This window comes from Ruegeria sp. SCSIO 43209, from assembly GCF_019904295.1.
Taxonomy (GTDB): domain Bacteria; phylum Pseudomonadota; class Alphaproteobacteria; order Rhodobacterales; family Rhodobacteraceae; genus Ruegeria.
On the sequence record NZ_CP065359.1, the window covers coordinates 2,967,768 to 2,985,195 of the forward strand.

Annotated in this window: 12 protein-coding genes and 1 pseudogene; 3 read left to right on the forward strand and 10 right to left on the reverse strand. The window is 59.0% G+C overall.

Going from position 1 to position 17,428, the window contains the following annotated elements:
• Nucleotides 1-38 precede the first annotated feature (38 nt).
• Genes hutU through hutI form a run of 4 tightly spaced genes read right to left on the reverse strand, consistent with a single transcriptional unit; the run spans nt 39 to nt 5,251 of the window.
• The gene (hutU, locus tag I5192_RS14895) at nt 39-1,721 is read right to left on the reverse strand and encodes a urocanate hydratase (RefSeq protein WP_010440659.1); all 1,683 of its coding nucleotides are present in this window, start codon (nt 1,719-1,721) and stop codon (nt 39-41) included.
• A 1-nt stretch (nt 1,722) separates the two neighbouring features.
• Nucleotides 1,723-2,514, reverse strand: a complete 792-nt coding sequence (gene hutG, locus I5192_RS14900; protein WP_223117171.1) for an N-formylglutamate deformylase — start codon at nt 2,512-2,514, stop codon at nt 1,723-1,725.
• Nucleotides 2,514-4,049 (reverse strand): histidine ammonia-lyase, encoded by a 1,536-nt coding sequence (gene hutH / locus I5192_RS14905; RefSeq protein ID WP_170625745.1) that lies wholly within the window; start codon nt 4,047-4,049, stop codon nt 2,514-2,516. The genes hutG and hutH overlap by 1 nt, the downstream gene beginning before the upstream one ends.
• Nucleotides 4,046-5,251, reverse strand: coding sequence for an imidazolonepropionase (gene hutI / locus I5192_RS14910; protein ID WP_223117172.1), 1,206 nt, complete (start codon nt 5,249-5,251; stop codon nt 4,046-4,048). The genes hutH and hutI overlap by 4 nt, the downstream gene beginning before the upstream one ends.
• 81 nt (nt 5,252-5,332) lie before the next feature.
• Here hutI and I5192_RS14915 point away from each other — a divergent pair, with 81 nt between their 5' ends.
• From I5192_RS14915 to I5192_RS14925, 3 genes are all read left to right on the forward strand, one after another.
• A complete protein-coding gene (locus I5192_RS14915) occupies nt 5,333-6,688 on the forward strand; it encodes a formimidoylglutamate deiminase (RefSeq protein WP_223117173.1) in 1,356 nt (451 codons plus the stop codon).
• Between the two features lie 6 nt (nt 6,689-6,694).
• Entirely contained in the window at nt 6,695-7,399 is a 705-nt protein-coding gene (locus I5192_RS14920; RefSeq protein ID WP_170399103.1) for a GntR family transcriptional regulator, read from the forward strand.
• A 78-nt stretch (nt 7,400-7,477) separates the two neighbouring features.
• Nucleotides 7,478-8,995, forward strand: a complete 1,518-nt coding sequence (locus I5192_RS14925) for a malonyl-CoA synthase (protein WP_223117174.1) — start codon at nt 7,478-7,480, stop codon at nt 8,993-8,995.
• A 3-nt stretch (nt 8,996-8,998) separates the two neighbouring features.
• Here the strand turns inward: I5192_RS14925 and I5192_RS14930 are convergent, their stop codons facing one another.
• The 6 genes and pseudogenes from I5192_RS14930 to gcvT all read right to left on the reverse strand — a co-directional run bounded on the left by I5192_RS14930 (nt 8,999) and on the right by gcvT (nt 17,312).
• A complete protein-coding gene (locus I5192_RS14930) occupies nt 8,999-9,727 on the reverse strand; it encodes a metallophosphoesterase family protein (RefSeq protein WP_223117175.1) in 729 nt (242 codons plus the stop codon).
• 124 nt (nt 9,728-9,851) lie between these two features.
• Nucleotides 9,852-11,447, reverse strand: a complete 1,596-nt coding sequence (serA, locus tag I5192_RS14935) for a phosphoglycerate dehydrogenase (protein ID WP_223117176.1) — start codon at nt 11,445-11,447, stop codon at nt 9,852-9,854.
• 58 nt (nt 11,448-11,505) lie between these two features.
• Nucleotides 11,506-12,660 carry a phosphoserine transaminase gene (locus I5192_RS14940; protein WP_170406887.1) on the reverse strand — a complete coding sequence of 385 codons (1,155 nt, stop codon included), beginning with the start codon at nt 12,658-12,660 and terminating at the stop codon, nt 11,506-11,508.
• Nucleotides 12,661-12,858: 198 nt separating this feature from the next.
• A pseudogene (gene gcvP, locus I5192_RS14945) lies at nt 12,859-15,720 on the reverse strand (aminomethyl-transferring glycine dehydrogenase).
• Nucleotides 15,721-15,831: 111 nt separating this feature from the next.
• On the reverse strand, nt 15,832-16,197 hold the full coding sequence (gcvH, locus tag I5192_RS14950; protein ID WP_170393732.1) for a glycine cleavage system protein GcvH: 366 nt from the start codon (nt 16,195-16,197) through the stop codon (nt 15,832-15,834).
• Between the two features lie 17 nt (nt 16,198-16,214).
• Nucleotides 16,215-17,312: a glycine cleavage system aminomethyltransferase GcvT gene (gcvT, locus tag I5192_RS14955; protein ID WP_223117177.1), complete on the reverse strand. Its 1,098-nt coding sequence runs from the start codon at nt 17,310-17,312 to the stop codon at nt 16,215-16,217.
• Nucleotides 17,313-17,428: the final 116 nt, after the last annotated feature.

Consider the following 17,428-nt stretch of genomic DNA (forward strand, 5'->3'; position numbering starts at 1 on the left):
TATCGCAGGTGCAGCATTTTCACCAGAGGCAGATTGATCTAACCGAGAATACCAGGCAGGCGCAGCCCATGTTCGCGAGCGCAGTCTTTCGCGATCTCATACCCCGCATCTGCGTGACGCCAGACGCCTGAGGCAGGGTCGTTCCACAGAACACGCTCCAATCGCCGTGCGGCATCTTCGGTACCATCTGCACAGATCACCACACCCGCGTGCTGGCTGAAGCCCATACCAACGCCGCCGCCGTGATGCAGCGAGACCCAGGTCGCACCGCTGGCCGTATTGATCAGAGCGTTCAACAGCGGCCAATCCGACACTGCATCCGAGCCGTCCAGCATCGCCTCGGTCTCGCGGTTCGGGCTGGCGACCGAGCCCGAGTCCAAGTGATCACGCCCAATGACAACAGGCGCTTTCAACTCGCCATTGGCAACCATTTCGTTGAAGGCCAACCCCGCGCGGTGGCGATCTCCAAGGCCGATCCAGCATATACGTGCGGGCAGACCCTGAAACGCAATGCGTTCCTGTGCCATATCCAGCCAACGATGCAGATGCTCGTTCTCGGGGAACAGCTCCTTCATCTTGGCGTCGGTCTTGTAGATATCCTCGGGGTCACCCGACAATGCACACCAGCGGAACGGGCCGATGCCCTTGCAGAACAGCGGCCGGATATAGGCGGGCACAAAGCCGGGGAATGCAAAGGCATTCTCCAAGCCTTCATCCTGCGCCACCTGACGGATGTTGTTGCCGTAATCCAGCGTCGGAACGCCCGCGTTCCAGAAATCGACCATTGCAGCGACATGCTGTTTCATCGAGGCACGGGCGGCCTTTTCAACCGCTTTAGGATCAGTTTCGCGCTTGTCCTTCCACTGCGCCATGCTCCAGCCAATCGGCAGATACCCATTGATCGGGTCATGGGCGCTGGTTTGGTCAGTGACGATATCGGGGCGCATGCCACCGGCCTGCATCCGCGCATAAATTTCGGGGAACACCTCAGCCGCATTGCCTAGCAGACCCACAGATTTCGCCTCGCCCGCCTTGGTCCAGCGGTCGATCATCTCAAGCGCTTCGTCGAGAGTCTCGGCTTTTTCGTCCAGATACTTGGTGCGCAGGCGGAAATCGATAGAATCCGGATTGCACTCGACCGCCAAACAACTGGCCCCGGCGAACACTGCCGCCAGAGGCTGTGCGCCACCCATGCCGCCCAGACCGCCGGTCAGAATCCACTTGCCAGTCAAGTCGCCGCCATAGTGCTGACGGCCAGCCTCGGCAAAGGTTTCGTAGGTGCCCTGTACGATGCCCTGCGTACCGATATAGATCCACGAACCGGCCGTCATCTGGCCGTACATCATCAGCCCCTTCTTATCGAGCTCGTTGAAGTGATCCCAATTGGCCCAATGAGGCACGATGTTTGAGTTGGCGATCAGAACCCGAGGCGCATCCTTATGGGTGCGGATGATCGCCACCGGTTTGCCCGACTGGACGATCAGGGTTTCATCCTCTTCCAGATCTTTCAGCCCTGCGACGATCCGGTCGAAATCGTTCCATGTCCGCGCCGCGCGACCGATGCCGCCATAAACCACCAGCTCGTGCGGGTTTTCGGCCACATCCGGATGCAGGTTATTCATCATCATCCGCAACGGCGCTTCGGTCACCCAGCTTTTTGCGTTCAGTTCGGGGCCGGTGGGCGGATAGATATCGCGGGTATTCTTGCGAGGATCGGTCATGTCAAAGCTCCAATGCAGTGTCTTGGATGGCGTCGAGAATATCCACCAACCAGCGACGCAGGCGCTTGGCTTTTGCCTGGTCAAACGCCCACGGAGGGGTTTCGGTGGACAGATAGGTAGATTGCGCCAGTTCCATCTGGATCGCGTGTTGGCCTTCATCAGGACGGCCATAGTATCGGGTCGTCCAACCCCCTCGGAATCGCCCGTTCAGGACGGTGCTGTAAGGGGAGGAATGCGAAAATTCATAGGCCGCGGCCTCAATGCCGTGGGCACAGGTCGCGCCACCATCGGTGCCGATGTTCATATCCGGCAGGGTGCCTTCAAAGAGGAACGGAATCTTGCTGCGGATCGAGTGGCAGTCAAACAAGATCGCAACGCCGTGTATTGCCCGCACCCTTTCAAGCTCTTGCTCAAGCGCGTTGTGGTAGGGCGCGTGGTAAGCGATGCGTCGCGCTTCAATCTCATCGGTTGAGGGCTCCTGCCCCTCGGCCCAGATCGGCTGACCGTCAAAATCGGTCAACGGCACCAGAGTTGTTGTGTTCTGCCCAGGATACAATGATACGCCCGCAGGGTCTCGATTAGCGTCAGTGACATAGCGGTGGATATGGGATTGCACGACCGTCGCGTTGGCAACGAGCCCATCGTAGAGCTGATTGATATGCCAATCCGTATCCGCCAGCGCCTGCCCATTCGCATTCAGTCGCGCAGCAATGTCGTCGGGCACATACGTGCCGCCATGCGGCTGTCCCAGCACGATGGGCCCATCGCCACGCTGAACACTGAAAACCTGCATCACGACAGCTCCGGCATGGGCATTGCAGCTGCCTGCAAAATAGTTCCGCTTTCGACTAGGGACTTCGCGGTTTCCAATTCAGGCGCCAGATAGCGATCATCGCCAAGCGACGGGATATCGTCGCGCAAACGCCCAACCACGCTGGTCAGCGCTTTGCTGGTCGCAAGAGGTGCGCGGAACTCGATGCCTTGCGCGGCGCAGAGCAGTTCGATCCCCAGAATATAGTTCAAATTATCAACCATCCGGCCTAAACGCCGCGCCCCGTGGGCAGCCATCGAGACGTGGTCTTCTTGATTGGCCGATGTAGGTGTGCTGTCGGTCACACATGGGTTGGCCAGATGTTTGTTCTCGCTCATCAACGCAGCCGTCGTGACCTCGGCGATCATCAGACCCGAGTTCAGCCCCGGCTCGGGCGTCAGGAAGGGCGGCAGATCAAAGCTAAGCGCCGGGTCGACCATTAATGCGATCCGACGCTGTGCGATCGCCCCGATCTCTGACAGGGCCAAAGCAATCATATCGGCGGCAAAGCCTACCGGCTCGGCGTGGAAATTCCCGCCCGAAACAATTGCATCCGGATCGGTCAGAACCAGCGGATTATCAGTGGCCGCGTTGGCCTCAGTTACAAGAGTTGCGGACGCCTGCCGGATCACATCCATCGCTGCGCCGGTCACCTGTGGTTGGCAGCGGATGCAATATGGATCCTGCACTCGCGTATCCCCATCACGGTGACTTTCGCGGATCTCAGATCCCTCCAGAGTGGCCCGCATCGCCGCCGCCGCTTCGATCTGCCCACGATGCCCGCGCAGCGCGTGAATCTCGGGTTGCAGAGGGGCCGTGGATCCCATGATCGCATCTGTTGAAGCCGCTGAAATCACCAGCGCATTTTGTGCTGAACGCCAACCTTCGAACAATCCGGCCAGAGCAAAGGCAGTCGAAAATTGCGTCCCGTTGATGAACGCTAGGCCCTCCTTTGGACCAAGTTGAATCGGCTCTAGCCCAGCTGTTTTCAGAGCCTCTGCACCCGGCATAAAAACACCGTTCACCTCTGCCTCGCCCTCACCGATCACCACAGCGGTCATATGGGCCAGTGGTGCAAGATCGCCAGACGCGCCGACCGAACCCTGTGCCGGGATCACAGGTGTCACACCACACGCCAGCATCTGTTGCAGCAATTCGACAAGTTCCCAGCGAACACCCGAAGCACCTCGGCCGAATGACAGCAACTTCAGTGACATCATCAGCCGCGCCAGACGACGCGGCACGGCCGGACCCACCCCGCAACAATGGCTGAGGATCAGGTTGCGCTGCAGGGTTGAGGTATCTTTGGCCGCAATCTTGTGACTCGCCAGTTTGCCAAAGCCGGTGTTGACGCCATAGACGGGCTCGGTCCCTTCGGCAGCCTGCGCAATGCGGGCAGCAGCGACCTCAACCTTGGGTCGGCAGGCGGCGTCCAGCGAAATGGCGGCTTCAGTCCAGTAGATCTGGGCAAGCTGATCCAGCGAAACCTGACCGGGGACAAGCAACAGAGGTGTCATTCCTGACCTCCAAAAATACGTTTATGCAGAGGGTTGAAACCGATGCGATAGGACAGTTCTGCAGGGTGAGAAGCATCCCAGACGGCCAGATCAGCGCGCAATCCGGACGCGATCACGCCGGTATCATCCAGACCCAAAGCGCGGGCCGCGACGTGGGTAACACCTGCCAATGCTTCCTCAGGCGTCATGCGAAACAAAGTGCACCCCATGTTCATTGTTAGCAGTAGAGAAGTCAGGGGTGAGGACCCCGGATTGCAATCGGTCGCCAGTGCCATGGGAACATTCTTCTGGCGCAACAATTCAATCGGCGGAGCTTGCGTTTCATGCAGCGTATAAAACGCGCCGGGCAGCAAGACCGCGACCATTCCGGCCCTGGCCATGGCGGTAACGCCGTCGGCGTCCAAATATTCGATATGATCAGCGGATAGCGCTCCGTAAGCTGCCGCCAGCTTAGCCCCACCTAGATTTGAAAGTTGCTCAGCATGCAGCTTCACCGGTAGGCCAAGCTCTTGCGCGACAACAAAAACCCGTTCGATCTGTGTGGGATCAAATGCAATGCCTTCGCAGAACCCATCGACCGCGTCCACCAGCCCTTCGGCATGAGCCGCGCGCAGTGTCGGAATGCAGACCTCGTCAATATAGGCGTCATCCCGACCCGCATATTCTGGCGGAACGGCATGTGCGCCAAGAAAACTGGTGTTGACCCGAATAGGGCGCTCCCGCGCAACACGGCGCGCCGCGCGCAACATACGCAGTTCGGTTTCGGTATCGAGCCCATAACCCGACTTCACCTCGATGCAGGACACACCTTCGGCCAGCAATGCGTCCACGCGCGAAAGCGCGCCTGCAAGCAGCTCTTCTTCTGTTGCTGCCCGCGTGCCCTTTACGGTCGACAGGATGCCTCCACCCGCGCGGGCAATTTCTTCGTAGGTCGCGCCCTTCAGGCGCATTTCGAACTCAACCGCACGGTTGCCGCCAAACACAACATGAGTATGAGCATCAATCAGAGCGGGCGTGATCAAGCGGTCACCATAGTCGTTCTGCGGCCACTCGGCATATGACGGCGGCATTGCCGACCGAGCGCCAACCCAAACGATTTCCGACTCATCGATGGCAATCGCACCATCCTCGATCATCCCATAAGGTTGGTCGCCCCCCATGGTGGCTACATGTTTGCTACGAAGAACAGTTTTTTTCGTCATGGCGATTCTTTTGGGCTCCCCCTGCGCTTGATTTTTTCGTATACGGCTAAAAATATAAAGTCTACACAAAATGGAATTACGATGACGGTTCATGCCAAAACGGCCCTGTTAGGCTCTGAGTGGGTGCACAACCTACGAGTCGAAATCGAGGACGGTCGGATCGCTGCGCTGAAATCAGGGACCGAGCCAAAACCCGAAGACACTCGGGTCGACGTGTTGCTGCCCGCTTTGGCGAACCTGCACAGCCATGCCTTTCAACGCGCCATGGCGGGCATGACCGAAACGCGCGTAGCAGGGCGCGAAAGCTTCTGGACCTGGCGTACCTTGATGTACCGATTTCTGGACCGCCTCACTCCTGCACAGATCGAGGCCATTGCTGCATTGGTCTATATGGAGATGCAGGAAGCCGGGTATGCTGCGGTCGGGGAATTCCACTACGTCCACCACCAACCCGGCGGCACGCCTTATGCGCAGTTGTCTGAGCTGAGTCAGCGCATCTTCTCGGCAGCCAGCCAAACCGGGATTGGATTGACACATCTACCGGTGCTCTACACCTATGGCGGCGTCGCGCAAGAGCCTCTGACCGGTGGTCAATTGCGGTTCGGCAATGATGTGGAAAGGTTCCTGCAGCTTGTCGAGGACTGTAAGCCGCTGATGCCTTATGCAGACAGCCAGATCGGCATCGCGCCGCACTCTCTGCGTGCGACCTCGCCTGATGATCTACGGCAAGTGCTGAACGCTACCCCGCGAGACCCGGTGCACATCCACATCTCTGAACAAGAGAAGGAGGTCACGGATGTAGAAGCCGCTCTGGGTCAGCGACCGGTAGATTGGCTGCTGAGCAACGTGGATGTGAACGAACGATGGTGCCTGATCCATGCCACTCATATGACAGACGATGAAACCCGCGCTCTTGCCCGATCCGGGGCTGTGGCCGGTCTGTGCCCGATCACAGAGGCCAATCTGGGGGATGGTATTTTTAATGGTGCCGTCTACATCGAGCAGGGCGGTGCCTTTGGTGTCGGTTCAGACTCGAATGTGCGCATTTCACTGCCCGAGGAATTGCGTACGCTGGAGTATTCTCAACGTCTGCGCGACAAGGCCCGCACTGTGCTGGTACGTGGCGAAGGCTCGGTCGGTCAAACGCTGTATACCGGAGCCGCCCGCGGTGGCGCACAGGCGCTGGGGCGCGACGCCGGAGAGATCGCAATAGGTCATCTGGCCGATCTGGTTGCGATCGATCGAAGTCACCCCACTCTGTGTACTTTGCGCGACGATCAATTGATTGACGGCCTGAGCTTTGCCGCGCCTGACGGAACAGTGACCGACCTTTGGTCTGCCGGGCGACATCAGGTGCGCGGCGGGCGCCATATCGCCCGCGATGCGATCCTGAACAATTATCGTGCCGCGATAAATGACCTTTTGGAAGACATCTGAACTGATATGACCCAAACCAGCGACACAACCAGCTACAAAGACATTAAGCAAACCGTCCTGCGCCGCATCCGCTCGGGCGAGTTGCAGCCCGACGCTCTGCTTCCCAATGAGCAAGAATTAGCGGTCGAGTTTTCGTGCACCCGCACCACAGTCAACAGAGCACTGCGGGAACTGGCGGATGAAGGGTTTCTTGAACGGCGCCGAAAGGCAGGCACCCGGGTTCTTAGCGCACCGCAGCGACAGGCGCGTTTCACAATTCCACTGGTCCGAGATGAAATCGAAGCGGCGGGCGGAACCTATCGCTACGCTCTTGTGTCATGTGAAACGCAGATCGCCCCAGACTGGCTGGCGGCCCGGTTGGCCCTACGTGCTGATCAAAGTGTGATGCACGTGCGATGCATGCATTTCTCCGGCAATTCGCCGTTTCAGTTCGAAGACCGCTGGATCGTGATAGACAGCGTACCTCAGGTCACGCAGGCAGATTTCTCTAGCGTCGGACCTAATGACTGGCTGGTGCAAACTGTCCCGTTCACCAATGTCGAGTTGACCTTTCTGGCCAGCCGCGCCGATACCACTTTGGCCGGTTTTCTGGATGTTCCCGAGGGTGAACCCGTTTTTACTGCCGAGCGTATCACATGGCTGCAGGGTCAGCCGGTAACGTTCGCCAAGATGTATTTTGCGGCCGGATATCGGATGACAACCGAGTTCTGATTGTCCGGGCTTTACGCTTCCCCAATTCCACGACAGATTTGCTGCAGAATGTGCGCGTCTGCTGGAAAGGATATCGGGATGGGCAACCCGCTTTATGATCGTTTGCTGGGCATCCATGCAGGCAAGGATACGCCATTTTTGCACCTTCCGGATGGTCAGACTTTGACCCATGCCACGTTTCTGGACACGGCGGCCCGTCTGGCCAACACCATGACAGGACTGGAAATGGAACCGGGCGACCGCGTGGCGGTGCAGGTGGAGAAATCCGTTGAGGCACTGGCGCTTTATGCCGCCTGTGTCCAAGCGGGGCTGATCTTTCTACCTCTCAATACGGGCTATACGACGCAAGAGCTAAGCTATTTCATCGAAAACAGCGGAGCCTCACTGGTGGTGTGCGATGAGGCAAACGAGGCAGGGCTTGCCGAGATCGTGCAAAAGAACAATGCCCGGCTTGAAACGCTAAACGCCGACGGTTCAGGCAGCCTTATGCGGCGTGCTCTGGGGATGCTTCCGGCCTTTCAGCCGGCCCACCGATCCGAAGATGATCTGGCTGCGTTCCTATATACTTCAGGCACGACGGGGCGTTCGAAAGGGGCAATGCTGACGCAGGCGAATCTGCTGTCGAACGCGGAGACCCTTGTGCAGGAATGGCGTTTCACAGATGATGACGTGCTGTTGCACGCGCTGCCTATCTTTCACACGCATGGACTGTTTGTTGCGACAAATGTCGTCCTCGCATCGGGCGGGTCGATGATATTTCTGCCGAAGTTCGACCTGGAAGATATATTACGCCTGATGCCACAGGCAACGGCGATGATGGGGGTGCCGACGTTTTACACACGCCTGCTAAGCGACGACCGCTTCGCCCAAGATCTGACTCAGGATATGCGGCTGTTCATCTCAGGTTCAGCGCCTTTGCTGGCAGATACCCACGTTCAATTTGAAGACCGTACAGGTCATCGCATTCTGGAACGCTATGGCATGACCGAGACGAACATGAACACTTCTAACCCCTATGACGGCGAACGCCGGGCGGGAACGGTCGGATTTCCCCTGCCGGATGTTGAACTGAAGGTCACAGACCCCAAAACAGGTCAAACCCTAGCAGATGGTGAGATCGGCATCATCGAGGTGCGCGGTCCCAATGTGTTTCAGGGCTACTGGCAAATGCCCGACAAAACCGCCGCAGAACTGCGTGAAGACGGGTTCTTCATCACTGGCGATCTGGGTCGGATCGACGAGGACGGCTATGTCCATATCGTCGGGCGTGAGAAAGACCTGATCATCTCGGGCGGGTATAATATCTATCCCAAAGAGATCGAGCTGCTGCTAGACGAACAACCCGGCGTGCTGGAAAGCGCGGTAATTGGCGTCCCGCATCCGGATTTCGGAGAAACCCCGATTGGCATTCTGGTCCCTGCCCCCGGTCACACGCCAGACATCGAGGCCATCATGGGTGCGGTCCGGGACGCGCTCGCCCGGTTCAAACATCCCCGCCAGTTGATCCTGCTGGACGAGCTCCCCCGCAACACAATGGGCAAGGTGCAAAAGAACATCCTGCGTGACCGCTGCAAAGACCTTTTCACCAAGACCTGATCTTCAAGGCAAAAGCGCAACGCGACCCTTGTCCGTCAACAACCAGCAATCCTGTCCTTCGAACACCGCAACGCCAACCGGGCGGCCATACCCTGCGCCGCTATCCAGGTTGATGCGATTGCCGTAATGCGTTGATTGATCCACCGGCGTATGCCCATGGACGATCAGTTTCGGATGCGGACCTCGGTGGTTGTGAAAGGTTTGCCTGATCCAGACCAGATCATTTTCCCGTTGTTCGCTCAGGGGAATACCGGGCCGAATGCCCGCATGGACAAAAGCAATCTCGCGCGTTTGATGCATGGCGATGAGCCCTTGCAGAAATATCCGATGCGCATCGGGAACCGCACCCCGCGCTGTTGCATGCAGATCCTCGAGCCGTGTCTGCTGATCGAAGAACACGCCATAGCTTTGTAGTGTTTCGACACCACCCAACCGCTCGTGCAGCCAATGATACCCGACCAACATATGCGGATCGTGACGCGGGACATCTTCGAGGAACCATGAAAACATCCGGTCATGGTTGCCCAGCAGAGTAATCCACCGCTTGCCCGCATCGCGACCAGCGATCAGCCGATCCAGAACGCCCCGGCTGTTGGGGCCCCGATCAACGTAATCGCCCAGATACACGATCTCGGCATCGGGGCCGCCATCGCGTTCGATCAGCGCCAAGGAGCGCTCGAACTCATCCACGCGGCCGTGCAAATCTCCAATTGCGTAGATCGGATTGGTCATCAGCTTCCCCTCGGGCAATGGTGATTGCCGCACTTCTGGCGCAAAATCAGCACTTTGAAAAGGCGATGCCCACGCTTTGGACAAGCGCGGGCATCAATCTGTCACAGAAGTTCAACAGCGACCGTCAGGCCACGTCAAACTCCAACGGTTTGATCTGAGTAAACAGACCTGTCTCGGCGAGTTTGGCGCGCGCCTCGGCTGGTACCGGTTCATCAACATAAAGCAACGCAATCGCCTCACCGCCGGCTTCGGATCGTCCAAGAGTAAAGTTCGCGATGTTCACATCGTTCTCGCCCATGGTCTGTCCTAAAGCACCAATGATGCCCGGCACGTCTTCGTTAGTCGTATAGAGCATATGCGCCCCGATCTCGGCATCGATATTGATGCCCTTGATCTGAATAAACCGCGGCTTGCCGTCGCTGAACACCGTGCCACCGATTGAGCGTTCACGCTTTTCAGTCACCACAGTGACCTTGATATAGCCTTCGAACGCACCGGATTTGTCCTGATTGGTGGTCGATATCTGGATGCCACGCTCTCTCGCGACAACCGGGGCCGAGACCATGTTCACCTCGGGATTGAATTTCTTCATGATTCCGGCAACGACCGAACAATTCAACGCAGCCAGGTTCATGTTCGCAGCGACACCGTCATAGAGGATGTTGATTGCCTTGATCGGCTCATCCGTCATCTGACCAATGAAGCTGCCCAGATGCCCGGCCAGCTTGATCCACGGCCCCATGACCTTGGCCTCTTCTGCCGTTACACTGGGCATGTTCAGCGCATTCTCGACCGCTCCGGTCAGCAGGTAATTCGAGATCTGTTCGGCCACTTGCAGCGCAACATTCTCCTGTGCTTCAGTGGTCGCCGCTCCTAAATGCGGGGTGCAGACTACGTTGGGCAAGTTGAACAGTACGTTGTCCTTGGCCGGCTCTTCGCTGAAGACGTCAAATGCCGCCCCGGCCACATGGCCAGATTGCAACGCCTCGGCCAGCGCATCTTCGTCAACCAGGCCACCACGGGCACAGTTGATGATGCGCACGCCTTTTTTGGTCTTGGCCAGGTTCTCACGGCTCAGGATATTGCGGGTCTGTTCCGTGAGAGGCACGTGAAGAGTGATGAAATCCGCCCGCGACAGCAGCTCATCCAATTCGACCTTTTCCACACCCATCTGCGCGGCTTTCTCTTCGCCAAGGTAGGGATCATAGGCGACGACCTTCATCTTCAGACCCAAAGCACGCTCGCATACGATGCCACCAATGTTGCCCGCACCGATCACGCCCAGGGTCTTGTTGGTCAGCTCAATCCCCATGAACTTGGACTTTTCCCACTTGCCCGCATGGGTCGAGGTACTGGCCTCGGGGATTTGCCGCGCCACGGCAAACATCATCGCGATGGCATGCTCGGCGGTGGTGATCATGTTGCCGAAAGGTGTGTTCATCACGATCACGCCTTTTTTCGAGGCCGCATCCTTGTCGATATTGTCGGTGCCGATCCCGGCACGACCAATAACTTTTAACTTGTCTGCCTTCTCCAGAATGGTTGGCGTGACTTTGGTGGCAGAACGGATGGCGAGGCCGTCATACTGACCGATCACCTCGGCCAGTTTGTCTTTGTCCTTTCCCAGATCGGGCATGAAATCCACGTCGATGCCACGGTCGCGGAAGATTTGTACGGCGGTTTCGCTCAGCTTGTCAGAGACGAGTACTTTGGGAGCCATATTTTTGGTCCTTGAACATTGTGGAAGGTCCGGGCCGGATGCGGCCCGGTAGAAAAGGTCAGGCAGCTTCGGTTTGCGCTGCAATCTCGGCTTCAAAAGCCCATGCAAGCCAGGGCAGCATCGCCTCGATATCTGATGTCTCAACCGTGCCGCCGCACCAGATGCGCAGACCCGCAGGCGCGTCGCGATAGGCACCGATATCAAGCGCAATGTTTTCGGCCTCAAGCCGTTTGGCGACGGCTTTGGCAAAAACGGCACCATCTTGAATGCGCGTATCGGTGAACTTCAGACAGACCGACGTATTTGATTGAGTTGTCGAGTCTTCGGCCAGATTGGCGATCCAGTCATTTTGGTCGCAGAACGCATGAACCGCGCCAGCATTGGCATTCGCACGAGCAATCAGCCCCTGCAAGCCTCCGACTGAACGCGCCCAGTCCAACGCGAAAAGGTAATCCTCAACCGCGAGCATTGAGGGTGTGTTGATCGTCGCGCCGGTGAATATCCCATCAATCAGCTTGCCACCTTTGGTCAGGCGGAAGATCTTCGGCAATGGCCATGACGGGGTGTAACTCTCCAAGCGCTCGACCGCGCGCGGAGACAGGATCAGCATCCCATGAGCCGCCTCTCCGCCTAGTACCTTCTGCCAGCTGAACGTTGTCACATCCAACTTGTCCCATGGCAAGTCCATCGCGAACGCAGCGGATGTCGCGTCACAGATCGTCAGACCCTGACGATCATCGGCAATCCAGTCGCCATCTGGGACCCGCACACCCGAAGTCGTTCCGTTCCATGTGAACACCACATCGTTGGCGAAATCGACGGACGCGAGATCAACGATCTGCCCGTACTCGGCGGTTTTCACTTCAGCGTCGATTTTCAGTTGCTTGACCACATCAGTCACCCAACCCGCGCCAAAGCTTTCCCAGGCCAGCATTTCAACTTTGCGCTCACCCAGCAAAGACCAAAGCGCCATCTCAACCGCACCGGTGTCCGAGGCTGGTACAATGCCGATGCGATAATCCGCCGGTATGCCTAGAATCTCTCGCGTGCCTTCAATGGCCGCCTTCAGCTTGTCCTTGCCGACAGCAGCCCGATGCGAGCGGCCCAAGGCGGCATCCGCCAGTTTGGTCAGATCAAATGTGGGGGGTTTGGCACAGGGGCCCGAGGAAAAACGCGGGTTGGCCGGCCGCGTCGCCGGTTGTTCGATAGTCATGTGTATTACCCTTCCAGATACACGCCCCTCGTTGGGGAGGGGTGTCCCACGCACAGAGGTATGGGTCGTTTGCACCTGCAGCAAGCATAAAAGACGCTTCATCAGCGGAAAACGACACTGGAAATGGGCTCAGATCGGAACACAGGTTTCCGATGGGCGAAAACCCCCGCCAGTTGGCGGGGGTTTATTGATTGAGGTTTATTCAGCTGCGTCCATGTATTCGGTCATTGGCGGGCATGTGCAGATTAGGTTTCGGTCGCCGTATGCGTTGTCGACGCGGTTGACGGGGGACCAGTATTTGTCGACGCCCATGGAGCCTGGGGGGAAGCAGGCCTGTTCACGGGTGTAGGGACGGTCCCAGTCGCCGACCAGATCGCGCACCGTGTGGGGAGCGTTTTTCAGCGGGTTGTTTTCCGCGTCGATCTTGCCGTCGATGATGTCCTGTGCCTCGGAGCGGATGGACAGCATGGCGTCGCAGAAGCGGTCCAGCTCGTCCATGGGTTCCGATTCCGTAGGCTCGACCATCAGGGTGCCGGCCACCGGCCAGGACATGGTGGGCGCGTGGAAGCCGCTGTCCACCAGACGCTTAGCGATGTCATCGACGCTGACATGGGCCGCTTCGTCCAGCGGGCGGGTGTCGAGGATGCATTCATGCGCCACGCGACCCGTTTCCGAGGTGTAGAGGATCGGGTAGGCATCCTTGAGCCGCGCCGCGATGTAGTTGGCGTTCAGGATCGCCACTTTCGTGGCCTGCGTCAGACCCGCGCCCCCATCAGCAGCACATAGGCCCAGCTAACCGGCAAGATCGAGGGCGACCCAAAGGGCGCCGCCGAGACCGGACCCACGGCAGTGCCGTATTCCGGGTGGCCGGGCAGATGCTCGGTCAGATGCGCTTTGACGCCGATCGGACCCATGCCGGGGCCGCCGCCGCCATGGGGGATGCAGAAGGTCTTGTGCAGGTTCAGGTGGCTGACGTCACCGCCGATGTCTCCGGGACGCGACAGACCCACCATGGCGTTCATGTTGGCGCCGTCGATATAAACCTGACCGCCATGATCATGGGTGATCTGGCAGACCTCCTGCACGGTGGTCTCGAACACGCCATGGGTCGAGGGGTAGGTGATCATGCAGGCGGCCAGATGATCGGAGTGCTTTTCAGCCTTGGCGCGGAAGTCGGCCAGATCAATGTTGCCCTTGTCATCCGCCTGCACCGTGACCGGTACAACCTGCCAGCCCACCATCTGGGCCGAGGCCGGGTTGGTGCCATGCGCCGAGGTTGGGATCAGGCAGACATTGCGCTGACCCTGCCCGCGGGCAAAGTGATAGTTGCGGATGGTCAAAAGGCCCGCATATTCGCCCTGCGCGCCCGAGTTGGGCTGCTGGGAGATCGCGTCATAGCCGGTGATCTGGCACAACTTGTCGTTCAGATCATCGATCATCTCGTGATAGCCCTGCGCCTGATCTTCGGGGCAGAACGGGTGCAGGTTGCCGAACTCGGGCCAGGTGACCGGGATCATCTCGATCGTGGCGTTCAGCTTCATGGTGCAGGAGCCCAGCGGGATCATCGCCCGGTCCAGCGCCAGGTCGCGGTCGGCCAGACGGCGCATATAAGCGCGTGATCTCGGCCTCGGCCCGGTTCTTGTGGAAGATCGGGTGGGTCAGGTACTCGCTTTCGCGCAGCGCGTAATCCGGCAGGCGATAGGCCACGTTCGAGCTGTCATCCTTGCGGTCGATGCCGAAGGCCCCCCAGACCGCCTCGATGGTCTCGGGCCGGGTCTGTTCGTCCAGGCTGATGCCCACTTTCGTGTCGCCGACCTTACGCAGGTTGACGCCCCGGGCCACAGCGGCCTCCATGACCGTTTTCTGCAGATGGCCAACCTCAACCGTGATCGTGTCGAAGAACACTTCCGGCTCCACAGCAAAGCCTGCCTCTTCCAGACCGGCGGCCAAACGCGAGGTCTTGCGGTGCACCGATTGCGCGATGGCCTTGATGCCGTCGGGGCCGTGATACACGGCATACATCGAGGCAATCACCGCCAGCAGCGCCTGCGCAGTACAAACGTTCGAGTTGGCTTTCTCTCGCCGGATGTGCTGTTCGCGGGTCTGCAGCGCCAGGCGGTAAGCCTTGTTGCCCCGGCTGTCGATGCTGACACCGATGATCCGGCCCGGCATCGAGCGCTTCAGCTTGTCGGTGGTCGCCATATACGCGGCGTGCGGGCCACCATAGCCCATCGGCACACCAAAGCGCTGGGTCGAGCCGATGGCGATATCCGCGCCCATCTCACCGGGCGACTTCAGCAGCGCCAGCGACAGGATATCGGCGGCGACGATGGCAATCGCCTTGTGTTCATGCAGGGCCGCAATCTCGGCGGTGAAGTCGCGCACATGGCCATGGGTGCCGGGGTACTGGAAGATGGCACCAAAGACCGCGCCCGCATCCAGCGTGTCCGGATCAGCCACCTGCACCTCGATGCCCAGAGGCTCGGCGCGCGTTTTAATCACCGCGATGGTCTGCGGGTGGCAGTTCTTGTCGACAAAGAAGGCCGCGTTGTTGGCCTTGGACCGACCGCCGCGCTTGGCCATGGCCATCGCTTCGGCGGCAGCTGTGGCTTCGTCCAGCAAGGACGCGTTGGCCACGTCCAGCCCGGTCAGGTCGCTGACCATGGTCTGGAAGTTCAGGAGCGCCTCAAGTCGGCCCTGGCTGATCTCGGGCTGGTAGGGCGTGTAAGCCGTGTACCAGGCCGGGTTTTCCAGAATGTTGCGCAGGATCGGCGCCGGCGTGGTGGTGCCATAATAGCCCTGACCGATCAGCGAAGTCAGAACCTTGTTCTTGCTCGCCACTTCTTTCATGTGAAAGAGCGCATCGCGCTCAGTCATCGCCGGACCCCAGTCCAGCGGCTCTTTCTGCCGGATCGCCGGCGGGACGGTGGCGTCGATCAGCTCGTCCAGCGTCTTGAAGCCGATCACCTTGAGCATGTCGCGCATCTCGGTCGGGCTGGGCCCGATATGGCGGCGGTTGGCGAAGTCATAGGCTTCGTAATCGGTCAGTTTGAAGGCCATGTGTGCGCTCCTCAAGGATAGGTCAGGCCCGGCGGAGACGGCAGGAGCCTCCGGCGGAAGTATTTGGAAACAGATGAAGGGGCGGGGCCGCGCACGGACCCGCCGCCTGAGTTAACCGATGAAGGCCTTGTAGCCGGCCTCGTCCATCAGGTCTTCGAGCTGCGAGGCGTCCGCGATCTTGATCTTGTAGATCCAGGCCTCGCCTTCGGGGTCTTCGTTCAGCGCGCCGGGATTGTCGGCCAGTGCCTCGTTCACCTCGGTGATCTCGCCGTCGACCGGTGCGTAAAGCTCGGACGCCGCCTTGACGGATTCAATCACGCCGATCTCGCCGCCTTTTTCGAACTCGTCGCCTGCTTCCTGCTGTTCCACGAACACCACGTCACCCAATTGCTCGGCGGCGTGTTTGGTGATGCCCAGCGTGGCGGTGTCGCCGTCAACGCTCAGCCATTCATGCTCTTCGGAATAATAGGTTGCCATGTCTCTCTCTCCTGACTTCAACGCTTGTAATTCTGTTTGACGAAGGGCAGCGCCACGATCTCAGCCGGTTGCGGCTTGCCCCGGATGATCAGGTTCACCTTCTCGCCCGGCTCGCCATGGCCTTTGCTCACATAGCCCATCGCCACCGGTCCACCCACCGTGGGGCCAAACACGCCCGAGGTGATCTGGCCGATGCTGTTGCCCTCAAGGCACTGCACTTCCACACCCTGACGCGCAGGCGCACGGCCTTCGGGCTTGATGCCCACCAGCTTTTTGGCGGGACCTTCGGCCAGTTCCTTCTGCACGCGGTCCGCGCCCGGGAAACCGCCCTCTTCCTTGCGGCGCTTTTGCATCGCCCAGCCCAGCGAGGCCTCGACCGGCGAGGTGCTCTGGTCGATGTCATTGCCATAAAGGCACAGACCTGCCTCAAGCCGCAGGCTGTCGCGCGCGCCCAGACCGGCCGCTTCGCAATCCTCATGCGCCAGGAAGGCTTTGGTGATCTCGATCGCCTTGTCCTCGGGGATCGAGATCTCGTAGCCATCCTCGCCGGTATAGCCCAGCCGCGAGATACGGCACTCAACACCGTTGATATCGGCAACCGTGGTTTCCATGAACTTTAGATCACGCGCGGCGGGGCACAGTTCGCCCACAACGTTTTCCGCCGCAGGGCCCTGAACCGCCACCAGCGCGCGGTCGAAAATCTCGATCACTTCGACGCCTTCAAGGTGCTCACGCATATGCGGAATGTCCTGATGCCGCAGCGCCGCGTTCACCACCACAAAGTAATGATCGCCCGCATTCGACACGATCAGGTCATCCATGATCCCGCCTTCTGCGTTCGTAAAGAACCCGTACCGCGCCTTGCCTTCCTTCAGCGTCGCATAGGCCTGCGGGCAAAGCGCTTCCAGCTTCTCACCCACATTCTCGCCCCGCAAAATCACCTGACCCATATGAGACACATCAAACACCGCCGCCTTCTCACGACACTGCTTATGCTCCCCCATAATCCCCAAAGGATACTGAACAGGCATCTCCCATCCCGCAAAATCAACCAACTTACCCCCCAACTCAACATGCAAAGCGTGAAGAGGCGTGCGTTTTAAGGACGAAGTCATGGTGGCCACCTGCTTTGTATCAGTTACCCAGAAACGTTCCTGTCAGTCTGACCCAAGCTGCACAGATTGCAACGATTCAGCCCAGGATTTCAGCGGATCGCCTCGATCACGTCAGA